Here is a 26002-nt window from a genome sequence, read left to right as displayed (position 1 = left end):
CTCTCCCTCGTTGCTGGCGATGACAAAGTTGCCGTCAAAGTCCGAAACTACCCCCCCTTTCTGTGCCTTTCACTGAAATAGTGACTCCGGGAATCCCCAAAGCGTTTTCATCAGTTACCTTACCTTGATATAATGTAGTGTTATTCTCCCTTGACAGGCTTCCAGTTACTTGCATATTTCCTTTAACCTCAGGTTTTTTTTCTGATGAAGTTGTGCTGGGTATCCTGAATGTGATAGGAATGGAAAAAGGCACATCTACCGCTTTGCCATCTTGTTTGCCTGGCTGCATTTTGGGTAATTTCTCAATCATTCTTAAGGCTTCATTTTCCAAAAGTTCATGAGGGCCGCGCATACGAATGTTTTTGATATATCCATCCGATGCAATATCAAAAATTACATTTACCCTACCCTGAATACCAAATTGCGCTGCTTCTTCGGGATACATAAAATGTTTTCGGATATGTCGCTGCATTTTTTCTTGAAAACATGCTTTTTTATCCTCCGCATCTTCACAGCCCGGAAAAACGGGAACTTCTTCGATGTGATTAAATGGCACACTTGTTAATGAAGATTGTGTTTGCTTATTCACACTCATGTTGAAGATTTTCCCATCCTTGACCCCAATTTTAATAGTTCGCCCAGATTTATCCACAATATTGACAGCTCCTGTTTCATCATTCTTGACCATTCGGTCCAAGAGTTCACTTTGGTAGCTCTCCTCTTGTTCGGTCAAGGCGTCCAAATCCGTAACATTTAAAGTGAAAGTCTTGACATCATCTATTTCGAACCCCACAATGACCACCTCATCCAACGGGACTGCCCCTGTAGTTTCCGAATTAGCATCCTTTTCCGTTTCACAAGAATTGTAGACCAGTATGGTCAACACTAAGGGCAATAACAGTATGTATTTTAGTTGCCAGATGGATTTTGATTTTTGCTTTTGTAACATGACGATTCGTTTTTTGATTAATGATCTATTGAAAAATTGATTTACAAAACTTATGTTCTGTGTGTTGAACGCTTCGGACAACAGCATTTCAAAATGGGCAGCTTTGTCTTGCTTTACCGCTTGGGCATCTGCGATGAATTCATGCAGTTCCGCAACCCTGTTCTGGTAGACATACACCAAGGGGTTGAACCAGAAAAGGATTCGGGCCAGCTCAAAAAAGACTAGGTCCAACGAGTGCAGCTGTTTCACGTGCACCAGTTCATGGGCCAAAATGTTTGATTCCCGATCCTTCTTAATCTCTTCACCCAAGAATACATTTCTGAAAAAGGAGAAAGCCGTGGTACTCTTTGGTACAGTGACTTTTGTGAAATCCGTGTAGTGTTGGATTGAACTCTTTTTCCGGAGTCTCCCTATTTGAATCAATTTGTAGGTGAACAAACCTGCGGCCAACAGGCTCCCGACGCCCAATACCCAATAGGGCCATGGAATACTGGCCAAGAAACTGGTTTTCTCTGCACCAGGACCCAGCACTACCCCGTTCAATTGTGTGAGAAATACTGTTGTGGTTTCAAACTCCTGTGGCATAGTGGTCTGGAGTGCCTGAATCTTCACCCATGGTAATATAAGGGAGAGTACGAAAGTGCCCAGCAAATAGGCTCGGTTCCAATTGAAAAAGGTTTCTTTCTTTAGAAAAAGGTCATAGGTCAGCAAAAAGACCAGTTGAAACGCCAAACTTTCGAGTATATAGGTAATCATTGCTCCTTGTCTTTAATGTTTTTCATGATGTCCTCAAGTTCCTTTAGGCTGATGTCGTTCTTCTTCATAAAAAAAGAGACCATACTGGAGAAGGATCCTTGAAAATACCCATCGACCAAAGTGTTCAACCTTTGGTTGCTGTACTCTTCTTTTTTCATCAAAGGAAAATACACATGCCCCTTGCCCACTTTTTCATGGGAGACAAATCCTTTGTCTTCCAATATTCGCACAATAGTGGAAACGGTGTTATAGGCCGGTTTCGGTTCTGGTAATTCCTCCAGAATGGCCGCTACATTGGCCTTTTTCAATTGCCAAAGAAGCTGCATTACCTCCTCTTCTGCTTTGGTGAGCTGTTTCATTTTCAACTAATTTTTTAGTTCAACATGAAACAAATATAACTAAATATTTAGTTTAAACTAATTTTTTAGTTAAAAAATGAAGAAAAAATCCGTCAGCATAGTTTACTGACGGATAATTATTTAGAATGCTACGGTCACCTTTCCCCGTAAGTAAAAAGGTATTCCCGGGGTAAAATGAATCTCCTCAAAAGCGTTAGGTTCGTTGAACAAACGGCTTTCGGTGGCAAATTGGGTCTCGTTCCATTCGGTATCGAACAGATTTTCCACAATTAGCCCAAACGTCCAATTGTTCACACTATAATTGAGGGTGGCATCGGTCACAAAATAGCCTTCCGCCACTATGGAATTGTCTTCATTTGCGGGTCTATCATCAATATATCTGTAATTGATTCCTCCCGAAAATCCCTGATTGCGCCCTAAAGTAACCCCGCCAGCCAAAGTGAAATCAGGAGCCAATGGAATATAATCTTCCCCATCGGCCTCTTCGGTGCTACGGGCATGGGTGTAGTTCGCATCCGTATACAGGTACAGCCAATCCATAGGTTGGTACCTCGCCCCTACCTCGAGCCCCATTCTTCTAGTTTTTCCACTGGGCTCCACAATGGCGGCATCCCCTACATACACAAACTCCTGATCCAAGAACAAAGTCCACAAAGTGGCATTCAAGACCAATTTATCCACTGGTTTTATAATGGTTCCCAAATCCACTCCGTAAGCGGCAGGCAAGATGTCTTCTCCTCCGTTTGCCACTACCACCCTTGTATCATTGGAGTGAAATCCAATTCCTGTCTTCAGGAACAACTGCGTGTTTGCTGCTGGACTATAAATAGTATTGAACTTTGGACTAAACGCCACTTTTTCTTCACTTTGGCTATCGTATAGTTCGCTCATCTTATTGATGTAATCGAAACGGAAGTAATCCAATCTAATGGCTGGTTCGAATGTAAATTTTCCCGATTTGAACTCTGCCCCAGCAAAAGCGTAGCCGTTCACCTCATCCACATCGCCATAGGCCAAACGCTCCAGTAATTCTTGACGATTCAGGGTACGGGACAACTGGTTATCGTCCACATTATCGTACCGAAACCCGATTCCTGCATTGTATTTGAATCCCATACCGCCCAAATTGGCCGAATTGTTTTGAAAAACCGACTTGGCCCCTGCCAGCATTCGGTCTTCGAATTGTTTGATCTGATCTCCATTCACAGGGTCCTCCAAGAAAAAGGTAAAGTTGGAATAGAGCTCAAAATCATAATGGGAAACAAATGCCATGGTATTGAGCGATTTTCCCGTGCCCATGTTTTTATTATGATTCAAAACAAAATTGGTCCTGCTGGTTTGTCCGCCCTCGGTATCATCGATAGCGCCAAAACGACTGATCAATCCTTGGTCCACCACTCGTTGTGGTATTTGGCCCGATGCATCCCATTTGCTGGAAAAGTGAGAAGCGGTCAACAGCAACTCCTGATTTCCCGGCAACGCATAGCGGTATCTACCCAAAATATTGATTCGGTTAAAGTTTTGTGGCGATTCAAAAGGCCCATCCGTCAGATACAGTTCTGAAGCCAAGTATGCATTACTGTTTTGGTTGTCCATCACATTGAGCATTCCCATAAACCTACGGGCCCCAAATTGTCCAACTTCAGTGGACAGCATACTTTTGTCCAAGCTTTTTCTCAGCTTTAAATTGACATATCCCGCCGTATTGAAATTTCCTTGATCCGCATAATAGGGTCCCTTCCCAAAATTTACATTCTCAATAGTCTCTGGAATCACAAAGTGAAGGTCGGCATATCCTTGCCCGTGGGCATGGGACACCATATTTACGGGCATTCCATCCACATTGATGGCCACATCGGTTCCGTGATCCACATCAAAACCCCTTAAAAATATTTGCTCGGCCTTACCCCCACCAGCGTGTTCCCCAATGATTAGCCCAGGGACCTTTCTCAATATTTCCTGTGAGGATTTTACAGGGTTCGTCTTTACATCCACATCCACCACTCGGCTCAAGGCATCCACTTCGGACACTAAAACCACCTGATCCAAAGAAATGGAGCTCTCTTCAAGAACAATGGTTATCGGATTCTGCATATCGGCATCACGCATCACTCTGGTCTGCATAGCATATCCCAATCTGGAAAAGTAAATGGTATCATTCACCGAGGTCCTGTCCAGAACAAAATGTCCTGTTCCGTCAGTGTGACTGTGTTGGCCGCTGGTCTTGTTAAAAATTCCAGCATCCTCTATCGGAGAACCGGCATCATCCACCAGTTTTCCCTTTACGTTTTGTGCAACAATAGTGCCCATGAACAGCATGGACAATGCCGCCATAAAATATTTCATGTCGTTGTCTTTAAAATTGATTTTTGTAAAAAGTCTCTTTAGTACATCAGAAAAGTTCATGTAATGTCATGCTGAACTCCTGCCTGCCGTCAGGCATGGCGTTTCAGCATCTCACAACCAATAATGTGACCCTGAAACAAGTTCAGGGTGACGATTTTAGAGCTAATCTGGTAAATTCAGAGACGTTGCGGAGGAGGGGTGGTTACGGATTGAAACCAAAATGAAGTTAGACTTTGGTATGCCCAATGGTTTTTTACAACTGGTGATGCGTTTATCTCGGCGTAAATATGATGTTCCTCAACCAGGTGCTTGTCCAGTTTGAAGTTAACATCATTTTTAGATTCCTGTTCATCAGATTGATTGGCTTTCAACAAATCCTTTAAGGCTTCCAAAGCTTCGTGCGAGTGCCCTGCCATGGCCTCTAATGAAGAATAATCGATGGTCTCGTGCTCCGAAGCGAAACCATGGTGGTGTGTTTTTGGTGCAAATACGTGCGATACCTCATGAAGGGCTTCCAATACCAACCCATTAAAAAGCCCGAGTAGATAAAACAGACACATGGTAGCACACCCTATTCGGATGAGCCTAGCTTTTGCATATGTTTCATTCGGTTTCATGACCTTCAATTAATCGGTTTCAAAGTTACCTACGAAAAAATTAAGGGAGGGGTTTTGTTTTGAGTTTGTTTGTAACAATTGTCGGTTACATTTGTCTAACAGTAAAACACAACCATGGATATCGTTTTGCTCATTTTAGGGTTTCTTTTGATGTTGGTCGGGATATTGGGCAGCTTTTTGCCTGTGTTGCCCGGACCACCCCTCAGCTGGGTAGGACTGTTGTTGCTCTATTTGACCAAAGCGGTACCCGACAACTGGTGGGTTCTTGTAATCACTTTTGTCATTGCCATCACCATTACAGTTTTGGATTATGTGATTCCCGCTATGGGCACCAAAAAGTTTGGGGGTAGTAAAGCGGGCATGTGGGGCACCATCGTTGGATTGTTGGTTGCCATATTTTTTCCCGTTTTTGGTCCTTTCGGAATCATTATTTGGCCCTTTATTGGCGCTTTGGTGGGGGAATTGTTGAACAAAGCCAATAAAAAAACCGCTCTAAAGGCGGCTTTTGGTTCGTTTTTGGGGTTTCTCACCGGTACGTTTATGAAGTTTGTGGTAACGCTTCTCTACGCTATATTCTACATCTACATTTCAATCAAATACGCGGGTGATCTTTTTACCTTTAGTTAATCCAACCATTCTACCTTATTGGCAATCGGAGTTCTTGCTGATGGTATTACATCACCTTCAAAGTATCCCATATAGAAAAAGCCCAGACATCTTTCTCCTTCATTCAAATCAAAGAACTCATCCATATATTTAATGAGTCCAGGCGAAGACCAATAACTGCCAATGCCCAGTTCGGTGCAACACAACCACATGTTTTGGACGGCCATGGCTACGGAGGCAATCTCTTCCCACTCCGGGAGGCTCTCCTTTGGATCCCGTTGCATACAAATGGCGATTACCGCTCCCGAATTTGACGGGTTGAACTGCAATTTTTTGATTTTTATCTGCTTTGGCCTTGGGTCTGTTTCTTCATATTTATTGGAGAGGAAAACACCCAATTCCTGTTTTTTGTTGCCCGTTAACACCTTAAAGCGCCAAGGTTCTGTTTTTTTATGGGTAGGAGCCCAATTGGCAGCTTCCAAAATCTTTTCCAAAGTTTCTTTGGCAATAGGTTTATCAATATACTGTGGAGGGAAAATACTTCTTCGCTCTTTGATCAAATCAAAAATCATACTACTACATTAAGTTGAATTTCAAAGTTACGCTCCAAAAAGTTGTTCTCATAATTTCTGGAGCAAGTCCATACATTTTTGAAGTGCAGGGTTTCTATTATCCGTCTTCCAAACCATGCTCAATACCGCTCGCTGTTTTATTCTTTTCATTTCGATGAACTTTACCTTCATCTGGAAACCGTGTTGAAGCGTTGTGGGCACAATGGCAATCCCCAATTTATTTTCCACCAACTTAAAAATGGTCTGTGCGTGTACCGATTTGTGGGAAACATTGGGAACAAAACCGCTATCCTCACAAATACTGAGTACCGTATCGTAATACATAGGACTATAATCTTGGGAAAATAGAATAAAATCCTCATCCGCCACCTGATTGATGTTCTTGAAATTCTCTTCATCCAAAGGATGGTCTTCAGGCAGCACCAAAGAAAAGGTATCTTTAAAAACAGGTTTCACATCCAGTCCTCTGGGTACCCGTGACAAACGTACAAACCCCAAATCTAATCGGTCGGCCAATATTGCATTGATTTGTGCCCGGTTGGAAAGTTCTTCCAAAGTAGTGTGCACGGTTGGATATTTCTCCTTCAATCCCAACAACAAATTGGGAACCACATTTTGCATGGCCGAGCCTAAAAATCCTATTCGCACCTCACCCAATTGGCCATCACCAATAAGTTTTGCCTGTTTTTTAGTCTGCTCCAGATGATTCAGGATAAATTCCACTTCCTTTTTTAAATACTCCCCTGCGGGGGTCAGCCTCACTTTTTTCTTATCCCTCACAAAAAGTTGGGTTCCCAAAAGCTCCTCCATCTGTTTGATTTGCGTACTCAAACCTGGTTGGGAAATAAACAACTTTTCGGCCGCCTTTCTATAATGCAATTCTTCGGCCACAGCCAAAAAATAAATGAAATGTCGAAGTTCTATTTGATAATTCATACTTATTGATTATTACAAAAATAAGTATTGGTAATTATTAAACCTAACTCGTAATTTTAAAGAAAAGAAAAAGCATGGCGAAAGACCATACATTCCGATTTGGCGAAGACCATTTAACCACAAGCATAGCTTTGGGTCTGGCTCACGGCACCCTAAAAGGTGTTTTTACTGAGGAATGCCTCAAAAATGTAAATGCGAGTTACCAACGCGTACAGCGTATTGTAGAAAAAGGTGACATAGTGTATGGGATCAACACAGGCTTTGGTCCTTTGTGCAACACCAAAATATCCAAGCAAGACACCAAGATTCTTCAGTCCAACATTTTGCAAAGTCATAGTGTGGGTGTCGGCGCACCCATTTCCACAGAATTGGCAAAAATTATGTTGATTCTTAAAATCCATGCCCTGGCCAAAGGGTTTTCAGGCATTGCGGAAACGACTTTGCAACGCATGCTTTGGCATTTGGAAAACGATGCTATTCCTGTGGTTCCCTCCCAAGGTTCGGTTGGTGCTTCGGGAGATTTAGCACCACTTTCCCATTTGTTTTTGCCATTGATAGGTTTGGGAAAAGTGGAATACCAAGGAAAAACAATTCCCACGCAAAAACTTTTTGAACAAACGGGATTAAAATCGCTCGATTTGGGCCCAAAAGAAGGTCTTGCCCTGATCAATGGAACCCAGTTTATCGCCGCTCACGGCGTGATGGTAGTTCACAAACTGCAACATTGTCTACGACATGCGGACATCATCGGTGCCATGATGCTCGAAGGACTGCAAGGTTCCATGAAACCCTTTTTTGAAGAACTCCATCAACTCCGCCCCTTCAAAGGCAACCAACATGTAGCGGGTAGAATTCGAACGCTCCTCCAAGGTTCTGAAATTTTGGAAGACCATATCGATTGCGAACGGGTTCAAGACCCCTACTCCCTTCGCTGTATGCCGCAGGTGCACGGCGCATCCAGAAATGCATGGTTGCATTTGAAGGAATTGTTGGAAATTGAATTGAACTCCGTTACCGACAATCCTGTCATCATCAATGATGAATTGACCATCAGCGGTGGAAATTTCCATGGGCAGCCCCTGGCCATGGCCTTGGATTATGCCGCACTGGCCGCTTCGGAAATCGGAAACATCTCCGACCGACGCATCTATCTGGCTCTTGAAGGCAACAGCCCCGGTGTCCCCAAATTATTGATGAACGACACAGGAATCAATTCGGGCTATATGATCTTGCAATACACAACCGCTGCATTGGCCAGTGAGAATAAAAGCCTGTGTTTCCCCGCAAGCGCTGATAGCATTCCTACTTCTTTAGGGCAGGAAGACCATGTGAGCATGGGGTCCATCAGCGGTAGAAAAGCACTCAATATTATTGAGAATGTGGAAAAAATCCTTGCTATTGAACTATTGACCTCAGCCCAAGCATTTGAGTACAGAAAACCGTTGAAATCAGGAGTCCTGTTAGATGAAATCCACACATTCCTGAGAACCAAGGTCGCCTTTGCCGAAAACGACCGCGTCTTTGCAGATGATATTGAAAAAGGAATTGAAATCATTCAAAACAATGAAATCATTGATTTGGTAGACCGTGTGATGGATGAGAAACAACTGAAGTGGAACACCCCACATTTGGAGGAATTTGAAACGTATTAAGATGATTAAACCACTACTCATAGGACCCTTTACCCAATTGCTTCCCATGACGGGACTCCCTTTTAAAGGAGCACTCAAAGATGAGCAACTCCCCATCATTGAAAACGGGGGTATTTTGGTTTCCGAAGGAAAAATTTTAAAAGTTGGGGTTTTTGATGAATTAAAATCCGATGCTGTCGATGTGCACCACATCGAAGGTGACCATGTTTGCCTACCGGGGTTTGTGGATTCCCACACCCATATTTGTTTTGGTGGCACCCGAGCCCGTGATTACGCCTACCGAAATGCAGGAAAAACGTATTTGGAAATCGCCAAAGCAGGCGGTGGTATTTGGGACACAGTAACTCAAACCCGACAAGCATCACAAGAGGAATTGGTGCAAGGAATCATTTCCAGAAGCAAAAAACACCTCAGAAATGGAGTCACCACCATAGAAGTTAAAAGTGGTTACGGTCTTTCTGTGGATGAGGAATTGAAAATGCTTCGAGCTATCCGGCAGGCCAATGAGATCTCCAACGTCTCCTTAATTCCTACTTGTTTGGCCGCCCATATGAAACCCAAAGATTGGAATCAGAACAAGGAATACCTAGAAGAAATCACCACTGTTTTGCTTCCCATCATAAAAACGAACAATTTGGCTCATCGGGTGGATGCGTTTGTGGAAGAGAGTGCTTTTTCCCCAGAAGAAATCAAACCCTATTTTCAAAAAGCAAAGGAAATGGGATTCGATATCACGGTTCACGCCGACCAATTTACCACAGGAGGTAGTCAAGTAGCCGTAGATTTTGGTGCCGTAAGCGCTGACCATTTGGAAGCCAGTACCAAAAAAGAAATCCAATTGTTGGCAAAGAGCAATACCATTGCCACGGCTTTGCCCGGGGCATCCATCGGTTTGGGATGTGCCTATACGCCTGCTCGCAGAATTTTGGATGCAGGAGGTGCTTTATCCATTGCTAGTGACCATAATCCAGGGTCTGCCCCTATGGGCGACCTGTTGACCCAAGCCAGCATTCTGGGAACCTTTGAAAAATTGTCCAACACCGAGGTGCTCTCTGGAATTACGTTTAGGGCCGCTGCCGCTTTACGTTTATCCGACCGAGGAAAACTGGAAGAAGGAGCACAGGCAGACTTTGTGGTTTTTCCAACGGACAACTATCAAGAAATCACCTATCACCAAGGGCAATTAAAGCCAAGTGAAGTTTGGAAAAAAGGAATTAACGTTTGCAAATAACTTTGTCATTCCGCACGGTTGCTGAGCGTAGTCGAAGTGAGATGCGGAATCCACTATCCTATTTTGGATTCCTGCTTTCTCAGGAATGACAAATCATTCTTTATTACTAATGAAAAAAGACCATTTCAAATCACAAATTCTTCAAGGAATCCCTTCGGGATTACCTACCAAAAAAGTCTATCCTAAAAATGGGAATCCAGCTCCAAAACGGAAAGACATCCTCTCCAAAGAAGAGAAAAAACTGGCCGTACAAAATGCACTACGTTATTTTCCCGAAGCTTGGCACAAAGAACTTGCTCCTGAATTTGCGGAGGAGCTAAAAACCTTCGGTCGCATTTATATGCATCGGTTTAAACCCAATTATGAGATGTATGCCCGGCCTATTTCGGAATATCCTGCCAAAACACATCAGGCGGCGGCCATCATGCTCATGATTCAGAACAATTTGGACCCTGCCGTGGCACAACATCCCGAGGAACTCATCACTTATGGAGGCAATGGTGCAGTGTTCCAAAATTGGGCACAATACCTACTTACGATGAAATATTTGGCAGAAATGACCGAGGAACAGACCTTGAACATGTACTCTGGGCATCCAATGGGACTGTTTCCATCCTCCAAAGAAGCACCAAGAGTTGTGGTCACCAACGGGATGATGATTCCCAACTATTCCAAACCTGACGATTGGGAACGTTTCAATGCACTGGGCGTCACCCAATATGGGCAGATGACCGCAGGTTCCTATATGTATATCGGTCCACAGGGCATTGTGCACGGAACCGCCATTACGGTCATGAACGCTTTCCGGAAAGTGTTAAAGCAAAACGAATCTTCCGAAGGGAAAATATTTTTGACTGCAGGATTGGGCGGCATGAGTGGTGCCCAACCCAAGGCTGGAAATATTGCAGGCGGTATTACCATTTGTGCAGAAGTCAACCCCGAAGCTGCCAAAAAACGTCACGACCAAGGTTGGGTGGATGAACTTTTGGCCGATTTAGATATATTGGTGCTTCGCACCAAAGAAGCCGTAGAAAACAAAGAAGTGGTTTCCTTGGCCTACATCGGCAATGTGGTAGACGTTTGGGAACGCTTTTACGAAGAGAACATTTTTGTGCATTTGGGTTCCGACCAAACCTCCTTGCACAACCCTTGGGCAGGGGGTTATTATCCCGTTGGCCTTTCTTTTGAAGAATCCAATGCTTTGATGGTTGACAATCCCGAAGCATTCAAGGAAAAAGTGCAAGAATCACTTCGCAGACAAATCAATGCCATTAACAAGCACACTGCAAAAGGTACCTACTTTTTTGATTATGGAAATGCCTTTTTATTGGAAGTTTCTCGTGCAGGGGGTGATGTGATGGCCAAAAACAATATCGATTTCAGGTATCCATCCTACGTTCAGGATATTTTGGGACCCATGTGTTTTGACTACGGATTCGGTCCCTTCCGATGGGTGTGTACCTCTGGCGACCCCAAAGACCTTCAAAAAACGGATGCCATTGCCCTTGAGGTGATGAAACAAATCAAATCCGAAGCACCAGAAGAAATCCAACAGCAGATGCAGGACAACATCAAATGGATTTCGGAAGCCGAACAAAATAAATTGGTGGTGGGCTCACAAGCCCGAATCCTGTATGCCGATGCCGAAGGGCGAAGTAAAATCGCGGACGCCTTCAACACAGCTATTGCCAAAGGGGAAATCAGTGCTCCGGTGGTTTTGGGACGTGACCATCACGATGTTAGTGGAACGGATTCTCCCTTCCGGGAGACCAGCAACATTTATGATGGCAGCAAGTTCACCGCCGATATGGCCATTCAAAATGTCATTGGAGATAGTTTTAGGGGCGCTACTTGGGTTTCCATTCACAATGGCGGAGGCGTAGGTTGGGGCGAAGTCATCAACGGAGGTTTTGGAATGGTACTCGATGGTTCCGAAGAAGCTTCCATCCGATTGAAAAAAATGCTCTTTTTTGATGTGAACAATGGAATTTCCCGCAGAAGTTGGGCTCGGAACAAAGAGGCCCGGTTTGCCATTCAACGAGAAATGGAGCGTACTCCAAATTTAAGAGTAACTTTGCCTTATCTGGTGGAACCGGATATTTTGGACGATCTTTTTTAATGTGATGAAACACTACGAACCCCCGAAAAAGAACCTCTGGACCGGTAGAGTCTCCAACAAATGGCTGTACCTGCACGAAAAAGTGCATTGTACCCCGCTGGAAGAATTGCCCGAAGCCCAGAAAAAATCCATTGCTCTTTTGGGCTATGCCTGTGATGCCGGGGTGCACCGCAACCAAGGTCGTGTTGGGGCCGAGGATGGCCCGGATGCCATCAAAAGCAGTTTTGCAAAAATGCCCAACCATTTGGGCAGTAATGTACTCTTGCACGATGTAGGTTCTATTACCTGCACCAACAGCGATATGGAATCGGCCCAAGAGCAACTCGCCGAAGCGGTCACATTCCTTTTGCAGAAAAAACAGTTTCCCATCGTTTTGGGTGGCGGACATGATATGGCCTACGGCCATTACCACGGCATCAAAACATACTTGGATGCCAAAAAAGAAGGTCAGATCATCGGAATCATCAATTTTGATGCTCATTTTGATCTTCGGAAAAACACGGAGCAAAGCAACTCGGGGACACCATTCTACCAGATAGCCAAAGACTGCGAAAAAGAGGGCATCGATTTTAAATATCTCTGCCTTGGCATTCGTAAAGATGCCAACGACCGGAATCTCTTCCAAACAGCCAAAGACCTTAATGTCATTTATGTGATGTCCGAAACCTTTCAACCCACGTTTTTGGAGGAAATCACTACATTCATCAATGCCTTTACCAAAAATGTGTCCCATGTGTATGTGACCATTGATTTGGATGGATTTTCTTCAGCCTTTGCCCCTGGGGTGAGCGCCGCTTCGCCCATGGGTTACAATCCCTATATGGTTGTGGAATGCCTGAAGACCATTATTAACTCGGGAAAGCTGATCAGTCTGGATATTGCTGAGATGAATCCGAAGTATGATATTGATGGGCAAACCGCAAAACTGGCCGCTTCTTTGGTACACCATGTAGCGCATAGCATTTCGGGAAGTTGATTATACCTACACTTGTCATTCTTCGCTTCGCTCAGAATGTTTTCTAAAATCAAATAGTTCGACACAAATTGCACGAATTTCCACTGATACCATTATGTAATTCATTAGGAAAGGATTCCGCTTTTCAGTGGAATTTGTTCGACCTAGCATTTTGAACAAGTTCAAAACTGGGTCTCACAAACAAAAAAAGCCTTCCAAAAGGAAAGCCTTTCATTGGCGAGCATCGTCTGATGCTTCAACCTGATTCCAATCATCGCGACTGGAATCCAACACAACGCGACAAAGATAGGATGATTTTTCGGAAAAAATAATAGCTGGGGCTGTTCATATTTATTTTTTGGATTATTTCCATTTAATAGGAATATTTCCATAATTTAGCTTTCCTCTTCAGCTAAACAATGAAAAAGACCATTTTGCACCTGGACTTGGACACATTTTACGTGTCTGTAGAGCGATTGATCAATTCAGAGCTCAAAAATAAACCGCTTTTGGTGGGTGGCACCAGCGACCGTGGTGTGGTGGCCGCTTGCAGCTATGAGACCCGAGGTTTTGGGGTGCATTCGGGCATGCCCATGAAAATGGCCAAGGAACTTTGTCCCGAAGCTGTCATAATCCGTGGAAATGCAGGGACGTATAGCAAGTATTCAGATGTGGTCACTGATATCATCAAAGAGCATGTTCCGCTTTTTGAAAAATCGAGCATTGATGAGTTCTATGCCGATCTATCGGGAATGGATCGCTTTTTTGGCTGTTATAAATATGCCACGGAAATGCGGCAGAAAATCATTCGGGAAACCGGTCTGCCCATTTCGTTTGGATTATCGGTGAACAAAGTGGTTTCCAAAGTGGCTACCAATGAGGCTAAGCCCAACAATCAACTTAAAATCGATTTTGGTCTGGAAAAACCTTTTTTGGCCCCACTTTCCATTAAAAAGATTCCCATGGTGGGAGACAAAACTTATCAAACCCTCAGAAATTTGGGCATACGGCAGGTGAAGACCATCCAAGAGATGCCCATGGACATTATGCAGCGGGTGTTAGGTTCCAATGGTCAAGTCATCTGGAAACGGGCCAATGGCATCGACAATACCCCCGTGATTCCCTTTCATGACCGAAAGTCCATTTCCACCGAGCGGACTTTTGACCGGGACACTATCGATGTCATCAAATTGAGGGGCATCCTGCTCGCCATGACCGAAAATTTGGCCTATCAGTTACGGCGAGGGGATAAATTGACGGCTTGCATTGCGGTGAAAATCCGGTATTCCGATTTTAACACCTATTCCAAGCAGCTTCGCATTCCGTATACCAGTGCCGATCATGTGCTCATCCCAAAAATTTTGGATTTGTTCAATGGTCTGTACAACAAACGGATGTTGGTGCGACTCATCGGGATTCGATTCAGCCATTTGGTATCCGGAAATTACCAAATCAACTTGTTTGAGGATACCGAAGAGACCTTGAATCTCTACCATGCCATGGATTATGTCCGAAACCGGTTTGGGAGTCGAAGCGTGCTGCGTGCCTCCGCCATGGGTGCCAAAACCATTGGAAGCATGCACAATCCCTTTAATGGGGAACCACCCGTGGTTTTAGCGCACCGGAAACAATGAACTTGACAATAAACAATTTCCAATGAGCAATAAACAATTGGTAACTGATAATTGGACATTGATAATTGATAACTGACAATTGTATTTAAACTGCCACACATATTACAGCTTACGCTTTGGGACCTTCTCGGAGGTGGAGCTATTGCAATTGGCGCAACAAAACCATGTGACCCAATTGGTACTCACCGATATCAACAACACCTCAGCATGTTTAAATTTTGTTCGAAAAGCACCCGAGTTTGGGGTCAGGCCCATTTTGGGCATCGATTTTAGGAATGGTGTCAATCCTTGCTTTATTGGGATTGCCCAAAACAATGAGGGCTATTTGGAACTCAACAACTTTCTATCGCACCACCTTCATCATCAATTGAAAATTCCGCAAAGGGCTCCTTCTTTTAAAAACGCTTTGGTCATCTATCCTTTTGAACAGGTTTTGTTACATGACTTGGACGATTTTTCGGAGTATGAATTTGTCGGAGTTTCCATCAAGGACCTTCGCAGATTGCCCTTTTCCAGATTGTTCAACTTGAAAGATAAATTGGTGGTGCAGCAGCCCGTTACCTTTCGGAACAAACAGGATTTTAATGCCCACAGATTGCTTCGGGCCATAGACAACAACGTGTTGTTGAGCATGCTGCCCAAAGAGGAAGAGGCCAACGAGGATGAAAAAATGTATCCCATCCAAAATTTGGCGGCCGCCTTCTCCGAATTTTCCTTTATTCTGGAGAACACGGAAAAAATCCTCAGCAGTTGTAGCATCCATTTCGATTTTTCAAAAGGGAGAAAACCCCAAAACCTGAAAACCTATTTGGGAAGTGTGGAAGAAGATGAACAGCTCTTGGAAAAGCTCTGTGCCGATGGCCTTCCATATCGCTATGAAAATGTGGATGATTCCATCAAGATTCGTTTGGAAAAAGAACTGCAGCTCATCAAAAAAATGGGGTTTGTCTCCTATTTTTTAATCAATTGGGACATTGTTTCCGAAGCACGCCGAAGAGGATTCTACTACGTAGGTCGTGGTAGCGGCGCCAATAGCATTGTGGCCTATCTGCTTCGCATCACCGATGTGGACCCCATGGAACTCGACCTCTATTTTGAGCGCTTTATCAACCTTTACCGAGCCAACCCACCCGATTTTGACATTGATTTTTCATGGAAGGACCGCCCTGCCATGACCGAATATATTTTTGGGCGATTCAAGCATGTCGCCCTGCTCGGCACCTATGTTACTTTTAAGGAACGGGGGGTCATTCGGGAGTTAGGAAAGGTCTTCGGCCTTCCACCCCATGACATTGATTTTCTTTCAGAGGGCAGATACAATTATGACGAACTGGACAGCATTTCCAAATTAGTTCTTAAATACGGATTGCTCCTAAAAGGAAAACCCAACTATCTGAGTATTCACGCAGGTGGAATCCTTATCAGCGAAAAGCCATTGCATTGGTTTTCGGCCACCCACCTACCCCCAAAAGGATTTGCCACTACCCAATACGATATGGTCATCGCCGAAGATGTGGGCCTATACAAATTCGACATTTTGGGTCAGCGCGGATTGGGCAAAATCAAAGAAGCCTTGGAAATTGTCGCCTACAATCAACCCGAAAAACACCAAGAAATTGACATTCATGACATTAAAGGGTTTAAGGCTGATGCAACCATCAACAACCTGATTAAAACCGCCCAGTGTATGGGTTGTTTTTATGTGGAATCGCCTGCCATGCGCATGCTGCTCAAAAAATTGGAAGTGGACAATTACTTAGGATTGGTGGCTGCAAGTTCCATTATCCGGCCCGGAGTGGCCAAAAGTGGAATGATGCGGGAGTACATCCTTCGGCATCGCAACAAAGGCAGAGCTGAGGAAAAAGCCCATCCCGTGATGCTGAACATTATGCCGGACACCTACGGTGTTATGGTCTATCAGGAAGATGTGATCAAAGTGGCCCACCATTTTGCGGACTTGGATTTGGGTGAGGCCGATGTTCTCCGCAGGGGGATGAGCGGTAAATTTCGTTCACGGGAAGAGTTTCAGAAAGTAAAGGACAAATTCATTTCCAACTGCCAAAAAAAGGGCTATTCGGACACGCTCATTTTTGAGGTATGGAATCAAGTGGCCAGTTTTGCGGGCTATGCCTTTGCCAAAGGGCACTCCGCTTCCTACGCTGTGGAAAGCTATCAAAGCTTGTTTTTAAGAGCCTACTTCCCTTTGGAATATTCGGTGGCCGTACTTAATAATGGCGGAGGGTTCTACCGCTCTGAATTTTACATCCACGATGCCCGCATGATGGGCGCCACCATACACCCTCCTTGCGTCAACAACAGCATGGCGGTCAACCAAATTTTTGGAAGCCACATTTATTTGGGGATGCTGTATTTGCGTGATTTGGAGAGCCGGGTCATGGAGCGAATCATAAAAGAACGATTTAAAAATGGAGCGTTTGCTTCGTTGGAAGATTTCTTGGACCGTGTCTTTATTTCGATGGAACAATTGGCCATCCTTATTCGAATTGATGCCTTCCGCTTTACGGAAATCAACAAGCATGAACTGCTTTGGAAGGCCCACTTGATGTTGTCCAAAAATGACCGATTGGAGCATCCCAAACTTTTCCCACCCCGTCATCAGGGATTTCAAATTCCAAAATTGCACACTACATCCCTAGAGTCCGCCTTTGACCAGTTGGAACTTTTGGGGTTCTGTTTATGCAGCCCTTTTGATCTATTGGCCGAACTTCCAAAAAATACCAATGGGCAAAGAGACTTGCATTGCTACCTCAACAAACATATCGACATCTATGGGTATCTGGTCACGGTAAAGAATACGTCCACGCACAACGGCAAACGCATGCATTTTGCCACTTTGGTGGATCAACATGGCGAAGTGTTCGATACGGTGCTCTTCCCTCCGGTTGCCGCCAAGTATTTTTTTAGGGGCAAGGGCATTTACAGATTTTATGGCAAGGTCGTAGAAGAGTTTGGTTTTCTGAGTATTGAGGTCATCAAAATGCAAAAAGAAAGCTACATCCCCGACCCTAGGTATGCCGACATGAAGACCAGCAAAAAGCTATTTGATTCGAAGAAGTGAATGGAATGCCGTAACTTAGGAAGACGAATTGCACCACTCCATGAAAATTAGAATCAAAGGAAATTCCATACGTTTTCGACTGACCCAATCCGAAGTCAAGCAGTTGTCCGAAACAGGTTCTGTGGCAGAAACCACACAATTTGAGCAAACCAAATTTGCATACAAAGTACAATTGGAATCAAAAATACAAGAACTGGAAGCCAGTTTTTCCGAAAATACCATCACCCTAAAAGTTCCCCAAACTAAAGGCTCAAGTTGGTTTGATTCCGATAACGTAGGATTTGAAAATACGATGGCACTCCAAAATGGCAACCAGCTTCACTTATTGTTGGAAAAGGATTTTGCCTGCTTAGAAAACACCAATGAAGACCAATCGGATAACTACCCGAATCCAAAAATGCAGTGTTAGCCTAGACTATGGAAAAAGAAATCAAACGGAACGTTTCACTAACGGGAGACATCAAATTCACGGGATTACGCCTTAAGGAACCCATGCACACCGCTGCTGGATTTTTAGGCGTCAAAGAAGCCCTTCGACATGGTTTTAAGGAAATGGGCATTGTGCGTTCCATGAAGGCTCTGCTCGAAATGAACCAAGAAGACGGTTTTCGGTGTCCCAGCTGCGCATGGCCGGTTCCCGAACACCCTTCAAAAATTGCAGAATATTGCGAAAACGGCGCCAAGGCCTTGGCTGACGAAGCAACCAGTGAGCATATTGGCGCTGAATTTTTCAGCAAGCATTCCGTGGAGGAATTGTCGCAACGCAGCGATTTTGAGCTCAATAAACTAGGCCGAGTCATTGAGCCCATGGTTCTAAGATCTGGAAAAGTTCATTATGAACCCATAGCTTGGCAAGAGGCCTATGATTTAATCTCGGAAGAACTCCATCAACTCAAAGACCCCAACGAGGCCATTTTTTATACTTCAGGGCGATCCAGCAACGAAGCTGCTTTTTTATATGGCATGTTTGCCCGTGCTTTAGGCACCAACAATATGCCCGATTGTTCCAATATGTGCCATGAATCATCAGGGGTTGCACTGTCTTCGACCTTAGGGATTGGAAAAGGTTCGGTAAAACTTGATGACCTGTATGGCGCCGAAATAGTTTTGGTCGTAGGACAAAACCCAGGAACCAACCATCCTAGAATGCTCTCGGCGCTGGAAAAGTGCAAAAAGAACGGCGGAAAAATTGTCAGCATCAATCCACTTGCGGAAACCGGTTTGGTTCATTTCAAAAATCCCCAGAACGTTTCGGATATGTTGGGCAGTGGCCAAGCCATGGCCGATATTCACCTTCCTGTGCGAATCAACGAAGACATTGCGTTGGCCAAACTCATTCTAAAAAAATTGGTGGCTCTCGATTCGAAGAATTCCAATGTTTTGGACCACGAATTCATTGTGGACAATGTGGATGGTTATGATTCCATTTTAGCGGATTTGGCACGTTACGATGTGGAATCCCTTCAGCGAAGAACTGGGGTTTCCATGCGAAAAATTGACCAAACGGTTCAGTTGTTGGCCGAAAATTCAAAAATTGTCATTTGTTGGGCCATGGGCCTCACCCAACATAAAAATGCAGTGGAATGCATTCAAGAATACGTGAACATTCTATTGCTAAAAGGAGCCCTTGGAAAACCCTTTGCCGGAACCTGTCCGGTTCGGGGGCATAGCAATGTGCAGGGTGACCGTAGTGTGGGCATCATGCATTATGTGAACAAGACCTTGAACGCAAAAATAAAAGAACACCTAAAATTTAATCCTCCCACCGAGCCCGGATATGACACCGTAAAAGCCATTGAGGCAATGCATGAGAAAAAAGCAAAGGTTTTTGTTTGTTTGGGCGGAAATTTCCTGATGGCTGCCTCAGACACAAAATATACTGCAGAGGCCATTCAAAATTGCAGTTTAACGGTGCAAATCAGTACCAAATTGAACCGGAGTCATTTGGTGACAGGAAAAACGGCGTTGCTGCTACCCACCTTCGGTCGTTCGGAAAAAGATGAGAAAAAAGGCGAGCTTCAATTCCTGACCATGGAGAGTAGTACCGGGAAAGTGCGACAAAGTAGAGGACTGCTGAAACCCACATCGGAACATATAAAAAGTGAACCGGAAATCATCGCCATGTTGGCCCACACCTATTTTAAAGGAGGGCACGCCGTAGACTGGAAAGCGTTGGGTGAGGATTACAACCTCATCCGAAGTTATATTGATAAGACGGTAAAGGGATTTGATAAGACCAGTGAACGCTCCAAAGGATTTGGGTATTACTTGCCCAATAATGTGCGGGAACGGGATTTTAGGATGCTTCCCAATGGCAAAGCCCAATTAACGCTTAATTCCTTACCTGACCATAACCTTAAACCAGATGAATTACTGCTGATGACGATTCGCTCACACGACCAGTTCAACACCACCATTTATGGATTGAACGACCGTTATCGTGGTGTTCATAATGAACGCCGCGTGGTTTTCATGAATACGGAGGACATGGAGCAATTCAATCTGAAAAAGTTGGATGTGGTTAATCTACACAGTGAATATGACGATATTCAGCGAACCGCTGAACAATTTTTGGTGATTCCTTATGAAATTCCCAAAGGGAACATGGCCGCCTATTTTCCGGAAACCAATCTTTTGGTACCGCACAATCAATTTGCGGATAAGAGTCAAACCCCCATCAGCAAGTCCATCAAAGTGACGGTAGAAAAAGTGGGATAATCCTTATTTGAAAGCAGGAATCCCTGTGATATCCGCACCAGTAATCAACAAGTGGATGTCATGGGTGCCTTCGTAGGTAATCACACTTTCAAGGTTCATCATATGGCGCATAATGCTGTACTCGCCGGTAATTCCCATTCCACCCAACATTTGCCGGGCTTCACGAGCGATTTTTATCGCCATTTCCACATTATTTCGCTTGGCCATAGAAATTTGCGCTGTGCTGGCCCTACCTTCATTCTTTAATTGTCCCAACCGGAAAGCCAACAACTGTGCCTTGGTGATTTCAGTAATCATCTCAGCCAATTTTTTCTGTTGCAATTGATAGGCCGCAATAGGTTTTCCAAACTGGATTCGTTCTTTCGCATAACGCAGTGCCGTATCATAACAATCCATGGCGGCTCCAATAGCGCCCCACGCAATGCCGTAACGGGCAGAATCCAAACAGCCGAGCGGAGCACCAAGACCACTTTTATTGGGCAGCAAGTTATCCTTGGGCACTTTTACGTTATCGAAAATGAGTTCTCCTGTGGCTGAAGCACGAAGCGACCATTTGTTATGGGTCTCAGGAGTTGAAAAACCCTCCATGCCACGCTCTACAATCAATCCGTGGATGCGACCCTCCTCATTTTTGGCCCATACCACGGCCACATCAGCAAAAGGTGAATTGGAAATCCAGAGTTTGGCTCCATTGAGTACATAGTGGTCACCCGCATCCTTGAATTTGGTTTCCATTCCGCCTGGATTGGAACCATGATTGGGCTCCGTCAATCCAAAACAGCCCATCCACTCCCCTGTGGCCAGTTTGGGCAAGTATTTTTTCCGTTGTTCTTCTGTTCCATAAGCAAAAATGGGGTACATCACCAAAGAGGACTGCACCGATGCCGTGGAACGAACCCCACTATCCCCACGTTCAATTTCCTGCATGATAAGGCCATAACTGATTTGGTCCAACCCAGCACCACCATATTCCTCTGGAATATAGGGGCCAAAAGCTCCAATTTCAGCCAATCCACCTATGATTTGTTTGGGAAATTCCGCCTTTTGGGCAAATTCCTCAATTATGGGAGATATGTCCCGCTTGACCCACTGACGGGCAGCATCGCGGACCAACTTGTGTTCTTCGGAAAGAAGATCATCTAGATTATAGTAATCTGGGGCTTCAAACAAATCAGGCTTCATTCAGAAAAATTTTGAGTAAATATAATGACGAAATATAACATTACATCTGGGTATTGTTACATTTTTAAATAAAAATCTTGAGTCAGTTCAATATAGTCTTGGGTGTATTGATGCCGCTCCAACTCGATGACCAACTCATTAATTTTAGGGTCAACTTTGGAAAAACCAAACTCCATCAAACTTCGTTTAAACGCTGCTTTGGGATTCCCTTTTACCCTGGTAATTCTATTCGGATACAAACCAACTTCTGAAGCCAAATTGATAAATTCCCGTTCTTCCTTGTAGGGAACAATCACTGAAAACACTCCATTTGTAGCCAATAACTTGGCCACTCCAGCAACCAACTCATTAAATGGTAAGGAACTGCTTTGGCGGGCCTGGTCACGGGTAATGTTCCCGCTGGAGACTTCCTCCGAATAGAAAGGCGGATTGGATACAATCAAGTCATACTTTTCATCCATCTCGTCCACAAACTCATCAAAACCAGCATGATAACAGAACAGTCGGTCTGCCCATGCTGAAGCTTCAAAATTGGCCACGCACTGCTCATAGGCGTTTTCATCCAATTCAATTGCATCTATCAACTCTGCATCTGACCTCTGTGCCAACTGCAATGCAATCAATCCAGTTCCTGCACCAATATCCAAAATGGCATTGGGAAGGTGGTCCAAAGAGGCCCAGGCTCCAAGAAGCACACCATCCGTGCCCACTTTCATGGCGCATTGGTCTTGGTGTATGTTGAATTGTTTAAATATAAATGGCTTCATAATCCAAATGTACTTATATACGAATTACTGCTAAACTCCGCCAATTTAAATAAGGGTTTCATCAATTCAAACAGCCTATCTGTTAGTTTGAGATATCCCAAGCTTTGTATACGGGTTACTTTCGACCCTTAATTGAAATAAATCAAATTACCAATTAAACATTTTTATTATGAAAAAACTTTTTTATGCATTCCTTGTTATGGCTTCTTTGGTGCAATGGGTAAATGCGCAAGAACAAAACAAATTTCGCGTTGGACTTGACTTTGGGTATGTAATGCCTGATGGCGGAGGTGGAATTCTATTGGCCATTGAACCTAAGTACAACATAGCCGACAATATGAACGTTGGTTTACGTTTTGAATCTGCGGCTATGGCCAAGAATGTAACAGATTCCGGAGTTACCATAGAAGCGGATTTGGCTGCAAGTGCATCTTATTTAGGCACTTTTGATTATTATTTTCATAACGGAAGTTCTTCTTTTTCGCCGTTTGCGGGGGCTGGTGTAGGGTACAGTACTTTAGCCAATCTTAGTTTCTCAGATTTTGGTGATGATGCTGAAGCAGAAGTAGATGGTAAGTTTGGTGGGCTGATTCGCGCTGGTTTCGAATTAGGAAAATTTCGAGTAGCTGCCAGTTATAATCTTATAGGTAAAACTGAAATAGAAGGCGCCGAAGTCAAAAACTCTTATTTAGGCATTTCCCTTGGCTTCTACTTAGGTGGGGGCAAGTGGAAAAAATAAATTGCTTTAGTGTTCACTATAAAAAAGGAGATCTAATAGATCTCCTTTTTTTTTACAATTCAATCATTCCTCCAATCTTCCTGGTTCTCTGGTTTCGGTACCTTCAATTCCCAAAAGCGAGTCACCCAAGCGTTGTCTTATGGTATTGGCAAATACTTTTATTTCAGCCACAACTTCTGGATTTCCCTCTGCTACATTTTTAGTCTCGCTGACGTCGTTGACCACATCATACAATTCAATTTCCTCTAAATCCACCATACGATACTGACCCGGTTGTCCATCTTTACCCGGCTCCTGCCCATCCATGGTGCGATAGGTATGAGGGAAATACAACTTCCATTTTCCGTAGCGCACCCCAAAGAGTTCGTTTACCCGATAATAAAAGAAATACGCATCTTGGACAGGAAATTTGCGCTCTCCGGTAAGAATGCTCCATGCACTTTTCCCATCGATGGTGGTCTCTGGCAATTTTGACTCCGTAATCTCTGCGATCGTAGGCAAAACATCAATGGCCATCATGGGCAAATCAATGACACTTCCTGCTTTTAGTTTATTAGGGTATTTGATGATGCAAGGTTCACGCTGGCCACCTTCCCAAGCGGTACCTTTTCCTTCCCGAAGGGGCAGAGCACTTCCGGCATGATTTCCATACGACAACCACGGGCCATTGTCCGAAGTAAAAATGACCATGGTGTTCTCCTCCAATCCATTTTCTTTGAGTGCCTGCATGATTTGACCGACGGACCAATCAATTTCCATGATCACATCGCCATACAATCCCCGTTCCGATTTTCCCTTGAATTTATCCGACACAAACAAGGGTACATGTGGCTGCGGATGGGGCACATACAAAAAGAAAGGCTTGTCCTTATTTCTTTGGATAAAATCCACGCTACGCTCCGTGATTTGTGTGGTCAATTGCGATTGTTCGGTTAGGGTATCGATGACGGTTTCATTTTCATACAACGGCAAATCCGGAAAATTAAAAATCGTTCCCTGTTGGGGATGGTTGGGCCACATGTCGTTGGAATATGGAATACCAAACCATTCATCAAACCCATGCCTTGTCGGTAGAAATTTATCATGATGCCCCAAATGCCATTTCCCATAAATGGCCGTGGCATATCCTTTTTCCTTCAACATTTCGGCAATGGTAGTCTCAGAAGAATTTATACCATGGGTATTGTCAGGACCCAATGCATTATGAATGCCAATTCGGTTTGGATAGCATCCCGTTAAAATTCCAGCTCTGGATGCGGAACATACCGCCTGGGCCGCATAATAACTGGTGAGCTTCACCCCTTCGGAAGCCATTTGATCCAAGTTTGGTGTTTTAATGTTGGGTGAACCAAATACTCCCACATCTTGATAGCCTTGGTCATCGGTGAAAATCAATACAATGTTTGGTGGACGATTGGACTCATCTGGCTGTGGTTTCTTTTCAGCACAGGAAATCAAACCAATAGTGAAAAGAAAAAAAAGGGATATGCGCATAGGACAAACAAAATGTTTCCCTAAATATAGGTTTAAAAATGCTATGCTAGGAATTCAAGTAGAGGTCCACCAACCCTTCTGGGGTGGTTACATGGATGGTCTTATTTTTTCGGTCTACTTTGGTGATGATATCATCGCTGATGGGAATTAAAAGTTCCTTTCCGTCTTTTTCAACTTCAAAAAGGTCTTGCGAAGCACTATCGTTTACGGATTTTATGATTCCAATATCTCCGTGGACTTTATCCATTAGCGTGAACCCGATAACCTCATGAAAATAAAATTTGTCCCCACTCAATTTAGGCAGCATGGATAGGGGAAGGTACAATTCGGAGCCTATGATTTTATCCGCGGAGGCTTCATCCTTCACCTCCTCAAAATCGATACGAAGCAAAGCGGATTTATGCAATCGACAACGGTCAATAAAAAATGGAACCAGATTGTTTCCCAATGAAACAAAAACTGATTCCATGTTTTCGTAGATTTCGGGTTCGTCGGTGTCCAATTTCACCAATACCTCACCCTTAAAACTGTATTTTGATACGACTTTGCCCAGGTAGAAGCAATCTTCCTTGCGCATTGTCCGTAATCTTACTCTTCTTCTTTAGAAGCTTCTTCAGCGGCAGGAGCCTCTTCAGCCTCAGCAGTGGTTTCCTCAGCAGGAGCTTCTTCGGTAGCAGTAGCTTCGGTGGCCTCTTCGGCAGCTTCTTCAGCCACTTCTTCTTCAACAGGAGCGGCGGCAGCGATTCTTTTCTCGTTGGCTTCTTTCTCAGCTTCCAACGCTTTTGCTTTGGCTTCGGCTTCGGCTTTGCTCAAACCATCTTTTTTAGCTTGAACAGCAGCTTCTTTCTCATCCAACCACGCTTTGAATTTCTCCTCAACTTGCTCTTCGGTAAGAGCGCCTTTGGCAACACCGCCCATTAGGTGGTGTTTCAACAATACTCCTTTGTAAGAAAGAATGGCTCTAGCGGTATCACTTGGTTGTGCACCATTCTGCAACCACTTTACAGAACTATCCACATCAATGTCGATGGTAGCTGGATTGGTGTTTGGGTTGTAGATTCCCAATTTCTCCAAAAATTTACCGTCTCTTTTTGCTCTGGAATCTGCGGCAACCACCCAATAAAATGGTTTACCTTTTTTACCGTGTCTCTGAAGTCTAATTCTAACTGGCATATCACATTAATTTGTAGGGTGCCCGACCCTGGTTATTAATTCTTTTTAATCGCTTGTCCGTTAAGCGGGTGCAAATATACATTTATTTGTTTACTACACAGCTATCAACCTACAAAAA

At 44.0% G+C, this 26002-nt stretch carries 21 protein-coding genes; 10 read left to right on the top strand and 11 right to left on the bottom strand.

The window, feature by feature from the left end; genetic code table 11:
* Positions 1 to 34: 34 nt before the first annotated feature.
* The 4 genes from ACFSJE_RS12905 to ACFSJE_RS12890 form a co-directional block, all read right to left on the bottom strand.
* Positions 35 to 1705, bottom strand: a complete 1671-nt coding sequence (locus ACFSJE_RS12905) for a TonB family protein (protein WP_379831382.1) — start codon at positions 1703 to 1705, stop codon at positions 35 to 37.
* On the bottom strand, positions 1702 to 2064 hold the full coding sequence (locus ACFSJE_RS12900) for a BlaI/MecI/CopY family transcriptional regulator (RefSeq protein WP_379831381.1): 363 nt from the start codon (positions 2062 to 2064) through the stop codon (positions 1702 to 1704). Before ACFSJE_RS12900 ends, ACFSJE_RS12905 begins: the two co-directional genes overlap by 4 nt.
* A 120-nt stretch (positions 2065 to 2184) precedes the next feature.
* A complete protein-coding gene (locus ACFSJE_RS12895; RefSeq protein WP_379831380.1) occupies positions 2185 to 4410 on the bottom strand; it encodes a TonB-dependent receptor in 2226 nt (741 codons plus the stop codon).
* Between the two features lie 176 nt (positions 4411 to 4586).
* Positions 4587 to 5027 carry a hypothetical protein gene (locus ACFSJE_RS12890; protein WP_379831379.1) on the bottom strand — a complete coding sequence of 147 codons (441 nt, stop codon included), beginning with the start codon at positions 5025 to 5027 and terminating at the stop codon, positions 4587 to 4589.
* Positions 5028 to 5141: 114 nt separating this feature from the next.
* Here ACFSJE_RS12890 and ACFSJE_RS12885 point away from each other — a divergent pair, with 114 nt between their 5' ends.
* The gene (locus ACFSJE_RS12885) at positions 5142 to 5654 is read left to right on the top strand and encodes a DUF456 domain-containing protein (protein ID WP_379831378.1); all 513 of its coding nucleotides are present in this window, start codon (positions 5142 to 5144) and stop codon (positions 5652 to 5654) included.
* On the opposite strand, the gene ACFSJE_RS12880 is transcribed toward ACFSJE_RS12885, so the two are convergent.
* Positions 5651 to 6205: a nitroreductase family protein gene (locus ACFSJE_RS12880; RefSeq protein ID WP_379831377.1), complete on the bottom strand. Its 555-nt coding sequence runs from the start codon at positions 6203 to 6205 to the stop codon at positions 5651 to 5653. The two genes, ACFSJE_RS12885 and ACFSJE_RS12880, sit on opposite strands and share 4 nt — an antisense overlap.
* A 48-nt stretch (positions 6206 to 6253) precedes the next feature.
* A complete protein-coding gene (locus tag ACFSJE_RS12875) occupies positions 6254 to 7141 on the bottom strand; it encodes a LysR family transcriptional regulator (RefSeq protein WP_379831376.1) in 888 nt (295 codons plus the stop codon).
* 74 nt (positions 7142 to 7215) lie between these two features.
* Between ACFSJE_RS12875 and hutH the strand changes: the two genes are divergently transcribed.
* The 8 genes from hutH to ACFSJE_RS12835 all read left to right on the top strand — a co-directional run bounded on the left by hutH (position 7216) and on the right by ACFSJE_RS12835 (position 20529).
* Positions 7216 to 8793, top strand: a complete 1578-nt coding sequence (gene hutH, locus ACFSJE_RS12870; RefSeq protein ID WP_379831375.1) for a histidine ammonia-lyase — start codon at positions 7216 to 7218, stop codon at positions 8791 to 8793.
* 1 nt (position 8794) lies between these two features.
* Entirely contained in the window at positions 8795 to 10024 is a 1230-nt protein-coding gene (hutI, locus tag ACFSJE_RS12865) for an imidazolonepropionase (protein WP_379831374.1), read from the top strand.
* Between the two features lie 109 nt (positions 10025 to 10133).
* Positions 10134 to 12143, top strand: a complete 2010-nt coding sequence (locus ACFSJE_RS12860) for a urocanate hydratase (protein ID WP_379831373.1) — start codon at positions 10134 to 10136, stop codon at positions 12141 to 12143.
* Positions 12144 to 12147: 4 nt separating this feature from the next.
* Positions 12148 to 13119 (top strand): formimidoylglutamase, encoded by a 972-nt coding sequence (hutG, locus tag ACFSJE_RS12855; protein WP_379831372.1) that lies wholly within the window; start codon positions 12148 to 12150, stop codon positions 13117 to 13119.
* A 398-nt stretch (positions 13120 to 13517) separates the two neighbouring features.
* Positions 13518 to 14732 (top strand): DNA polymerase IV, encoded by a 1215-nt coding sequence (gene dinB / locus ACFSJE_RS12850; RefSeq protein WP_379831371.1) that lies wholly within the window; start codon positions 13518 to 13520, stop codon positions 14730 to 14732.
* Between the two features lie 79 nt (positions 14733 to 14811).
* Positions 14812 to 17811 carry a DNA polymerase III subunit alpha gene (locus tag ACFSJE_RS12845; RefSeq protein ID WP_379831370.1) on the top strand — a complete coding sequence of 1000 codons (3000 nt, stop codon included), beginning with the start codon at positions 14812 to 14814 and terminating at the stop codon, positions 17809 to 17811.
* 40 nt (positions 17812 to 17851) lie between these two features.
* Positions 17852 to 18220, top strand: coding sequence for a DUF7009 family protein (locus tag ACFSJE_RS12840; protein WP_379831369.1), 369 nt, complete (start codon positions 17852 to 17854; stop codon positions 18218 to 18220).
* An 8-nt stretch (positions 18221 to 18228) separates the two neighbouring features.
* On the top strand, positions 18229 to 20529 hold the full coding sequence (locus tag ACFSJE_RS12835; RefSeq protein ID WP_379831368.1) for an FdhF/YdeP family oxidoreductase: 2301 nt from the start codon (positions 18229 to 18231) through the stop codon (positions 20527 to 20529).
* A 3-nt stretch (positions 20530 to 20532) separates the two neighbouring features.
* On the opposite strand, the gene ACFSJE_RS12830 is transcribed toward ACFSJE_RS12835, so the two are convergent.
* Together ACFSJE_RS12830 and ACFSJE_RS12825 are read right to left on the bottom strand one after the other, a co-directional pair.
* Positions 20533 to 21711 carry an acyl-CoA dehydrogenase family protein gene (locus tag ACFSJE_RS12830; protein WP_379831367.1) on the bottom strand — a complete coding sequence of 393 codons (1179 nt, stop codon included), beginning with the start codon at positions 21709 to 21711 and terminating at the stop codon, positions 20533 to 20535.
* 56 nt (positions 21712 to 21767) lie between these two features.
* Entirely contained in the window at positions 21768 to 22481 is a 714-nt protein-coding gene (locus ACFSJE_RS12825; RefSeq protein ID WP_379831570.1) for a tRNA1(Val) (adenine(37)-N6)-methyltransferase, read from the bottom strand.
* Positions 22482 to 22647: 166 nt separating this feature from the next.
* On the opposite strand from ACFSJE_RS12825, the gene ACFSJE_RS12820 reads away from it, so the two are divergent.
* A complete protein-coding gene (locus tag ACFSJE_RS12820) occupies positions 22648 to 23217 on the top strand; it encodes a hypothetical protein (protein WP_379831366.1) in 570 nt (189 codons plus the stop codon).
* 63 nt (positions 23218 to 23280) lie between these two features.
* Here ACFSJE_RS12820 and ACFSJE_RS12815 read toward each other — a convergent pair whose 3' ends face one another.
* The 3 genes from ACFSJE_RS12815 to ACFSJE_RS12805 are packed head-to-tail and all read right to left on the bottom strand — an operon-like array spanning position 23281 to position 25884.
* On the bottom strand, positions 23281 to 24711 hold the full coding sequence (locus tag ACFSJE_RS12815; RefSeq protein ID WP_379831365.1) for a sulfatase family protein: 1431 nt from the start codon (positions 24709 to 24711) through the stop codon (positions 23281 to 23283).
* Positions 24712 to 24757: 46 nt separating this feature from the next.
* The gene (gene rimM / locus ACFSJE_RS12810) at positions 24758 to 25288 is read right to left on the bottom strand and encodes a ribosome maturation factor RimM (protein ID WP_379831364.1); all 531 of its coding nucleotides are present in this window, start codon (positions 25286 to 25288) and stop codon (positions 24758 to 24760) included.
* A gap of 11 nt (positions 25289 to 25299) precedes the next feature.
* The gene (locus ACFSJE_RS12805; RefSeq protein ID WP_379831363.1) at positions 25300 to 25884 is read right to left on the bottom strand and encodes a 30S ribosomal protein S16; all 585 of its coding nucleotides are present in this window, start codon (positions 25882 to 25884) and stop codon (positions 25300 to 25302) included.
* Positions 25885 to 26002: the final 118 nt, after the last annotated feature.

The sequence above is a fragment of the Flagellimonas iocasae genome, from assembly GCF_042682725.1.
In the GTDB taxonomy this organism is placed as follows: Bacteria; Bacteroidota; Bacteroidia; order Flavobacteriales; family Flavobacteriaceae; genus Flagellimonas; species Flagellimonas iocasae.
Note: the sequence above shows the minus strand (reverse complement) of the source record. Positions and strands in the feature narration are given on the sequence as shown.

What these genes read in the sequence shown, in the direction of transcription:
- ACFSJE_RS12905 (WP_379831382.1), bottom strand. Translation starts at nt 1,705, where the DNA reads ATGATTACCTATATACTCGAAAGTTTGGCGTTTCAACTGGTCTTTTTG.
- ACFSJE_RS12900 (WP_379831381.1), bottom strand. Translation starts at nt 2,064, where the DNA reads ATGAAACAGCTCACCAAAGCAGAAGAGGAGGTAATGCAGCTTCTTTGG.
- ACFSJE_RS12895 (WP_379831380.1), bottom strand. Translation starts at nt 4,410, where the DNA reads ATGAAATATTTTATGGCGGCATTGTCCATGCTGTTCATGGGCACTATT.
- ACFSJE_RS12890 (WP_379831379.1), bottom strand. Translation starts at nt 5,027, where the DNA reads ATGAAACCGAATGAAACATATGCAAAAGCTAGGCTCATCCGAATAGGG.
- ACFSJE_RS12885 (WP_379831378.1), top strand. Translation starts at nt 5,142, where the DNA reads ATGGATATCGTTTTGCTCATTTTAGGGTTTCTTTTGATGTTGGTCGGG.
- ACFSJE_RS12880 (WP_379831377.1), bottom strand. Translation starts at nt 6,205, where the DNA reads ATGATTTTTGATTTGATCAAAGAGCGAAGAAGTATTTTCCCTCCACAG.
- ACFSJE_RS12875 (WP_379831376.1), bottom strand. Translation starts at nt 7,141, where the DNA reads ATGAATTATCAAATAGAACTTCGACATTTCATTTATTTTTTGGCTGTG.
- hutH (WP_379831375.1), top strand. Translation starts at nt 7,216, where the DNA reads ATGGCGAAAGACCATACATTCCGATTTGGCGAAGACCATTTAACCACA.
- hutI (WP_379831374.1), top strand. Translation starts at nt 8,795, where the DNA reads ATGATTAAACCACTACTCATAGGACCCTTTACCCAATTGCTTCCCATG.
- ACFSJE_RS12860 (WP_379831373.1), top strand. Translation starts at nt 10,134, where the DNA reads ATGAAAAAAGACCATTTCAAATCACAAATTCTTCAAGGAATCCCTTCG.
- hutG (WP_379831372.1), top strand. Translation starts at nt 12,148, where the DNA reads ATGAAACACTACGAACCCCCGAAAAAGAACCTCTGGACCGGTAGAGTC.
- dinB (WP_379831371.1), top strand. Translation starts at nt 13,518, where the DNA reads ATGAAAAAGACCATTTTGCACCTGGACTTGGACACATTTTACGTGTCT.
- ACFSJE_RS12840 (WP_379831369.1), top strand. Translation starts at nt 17,852, where the DNA reads ATGAAAATTAGAATCAAAGGAAATTCCATACGTTTTCGACTGACCCAA.
- ACFSJE_RS12835 (WP_379831368.1), top strand. Translation starts at nt 18,229, where the DNA reads ATGGAAAAAGAAATCAAACGGAACGTTTCACTAACGGGAGACATCAAA.
- ACFSJE_RS12830 (WP_379831367.1), bottom strand. Translation starts at nt 21,711, where the DNA reads ATGAAGCCTGATTTGTTTGAAGCCCCAGATTACTATAATCTAGATGAT.
- ACFSJE_RS12820 (WP_379831366.1), top strand. Translation starts at nt 22,648, where the DNA reads ATGAAAAAACTTTTTTATGCATTCCTTGTTATGGCTTCTTTGGTGCAA.
- ACFSJE_RS12815 (WP_379831365.1), bottom strand. Translation starts at nt 24,711, where the DNA reads ATGCGCATATCCCTTTTTTTTCTTTTCACTATTGGTTTGATTTCCTGT.
- rimM (WP_379831364.1), bottom strand. Translation starts at nt 25,288, where the DNA reads ATGCGCAAGGAAGATTGCTTCTACCTGGGCAAAGTCGTATCAAAATAC.
- ACFSJE_RS12805 (WP_379831363.1), bottom strand. Translation starts at nt 25,884, where the DNA reads ATGCCAGTTAGAATTAGACTTCAGAGACACGGTAAAAAAGGTAAACCA.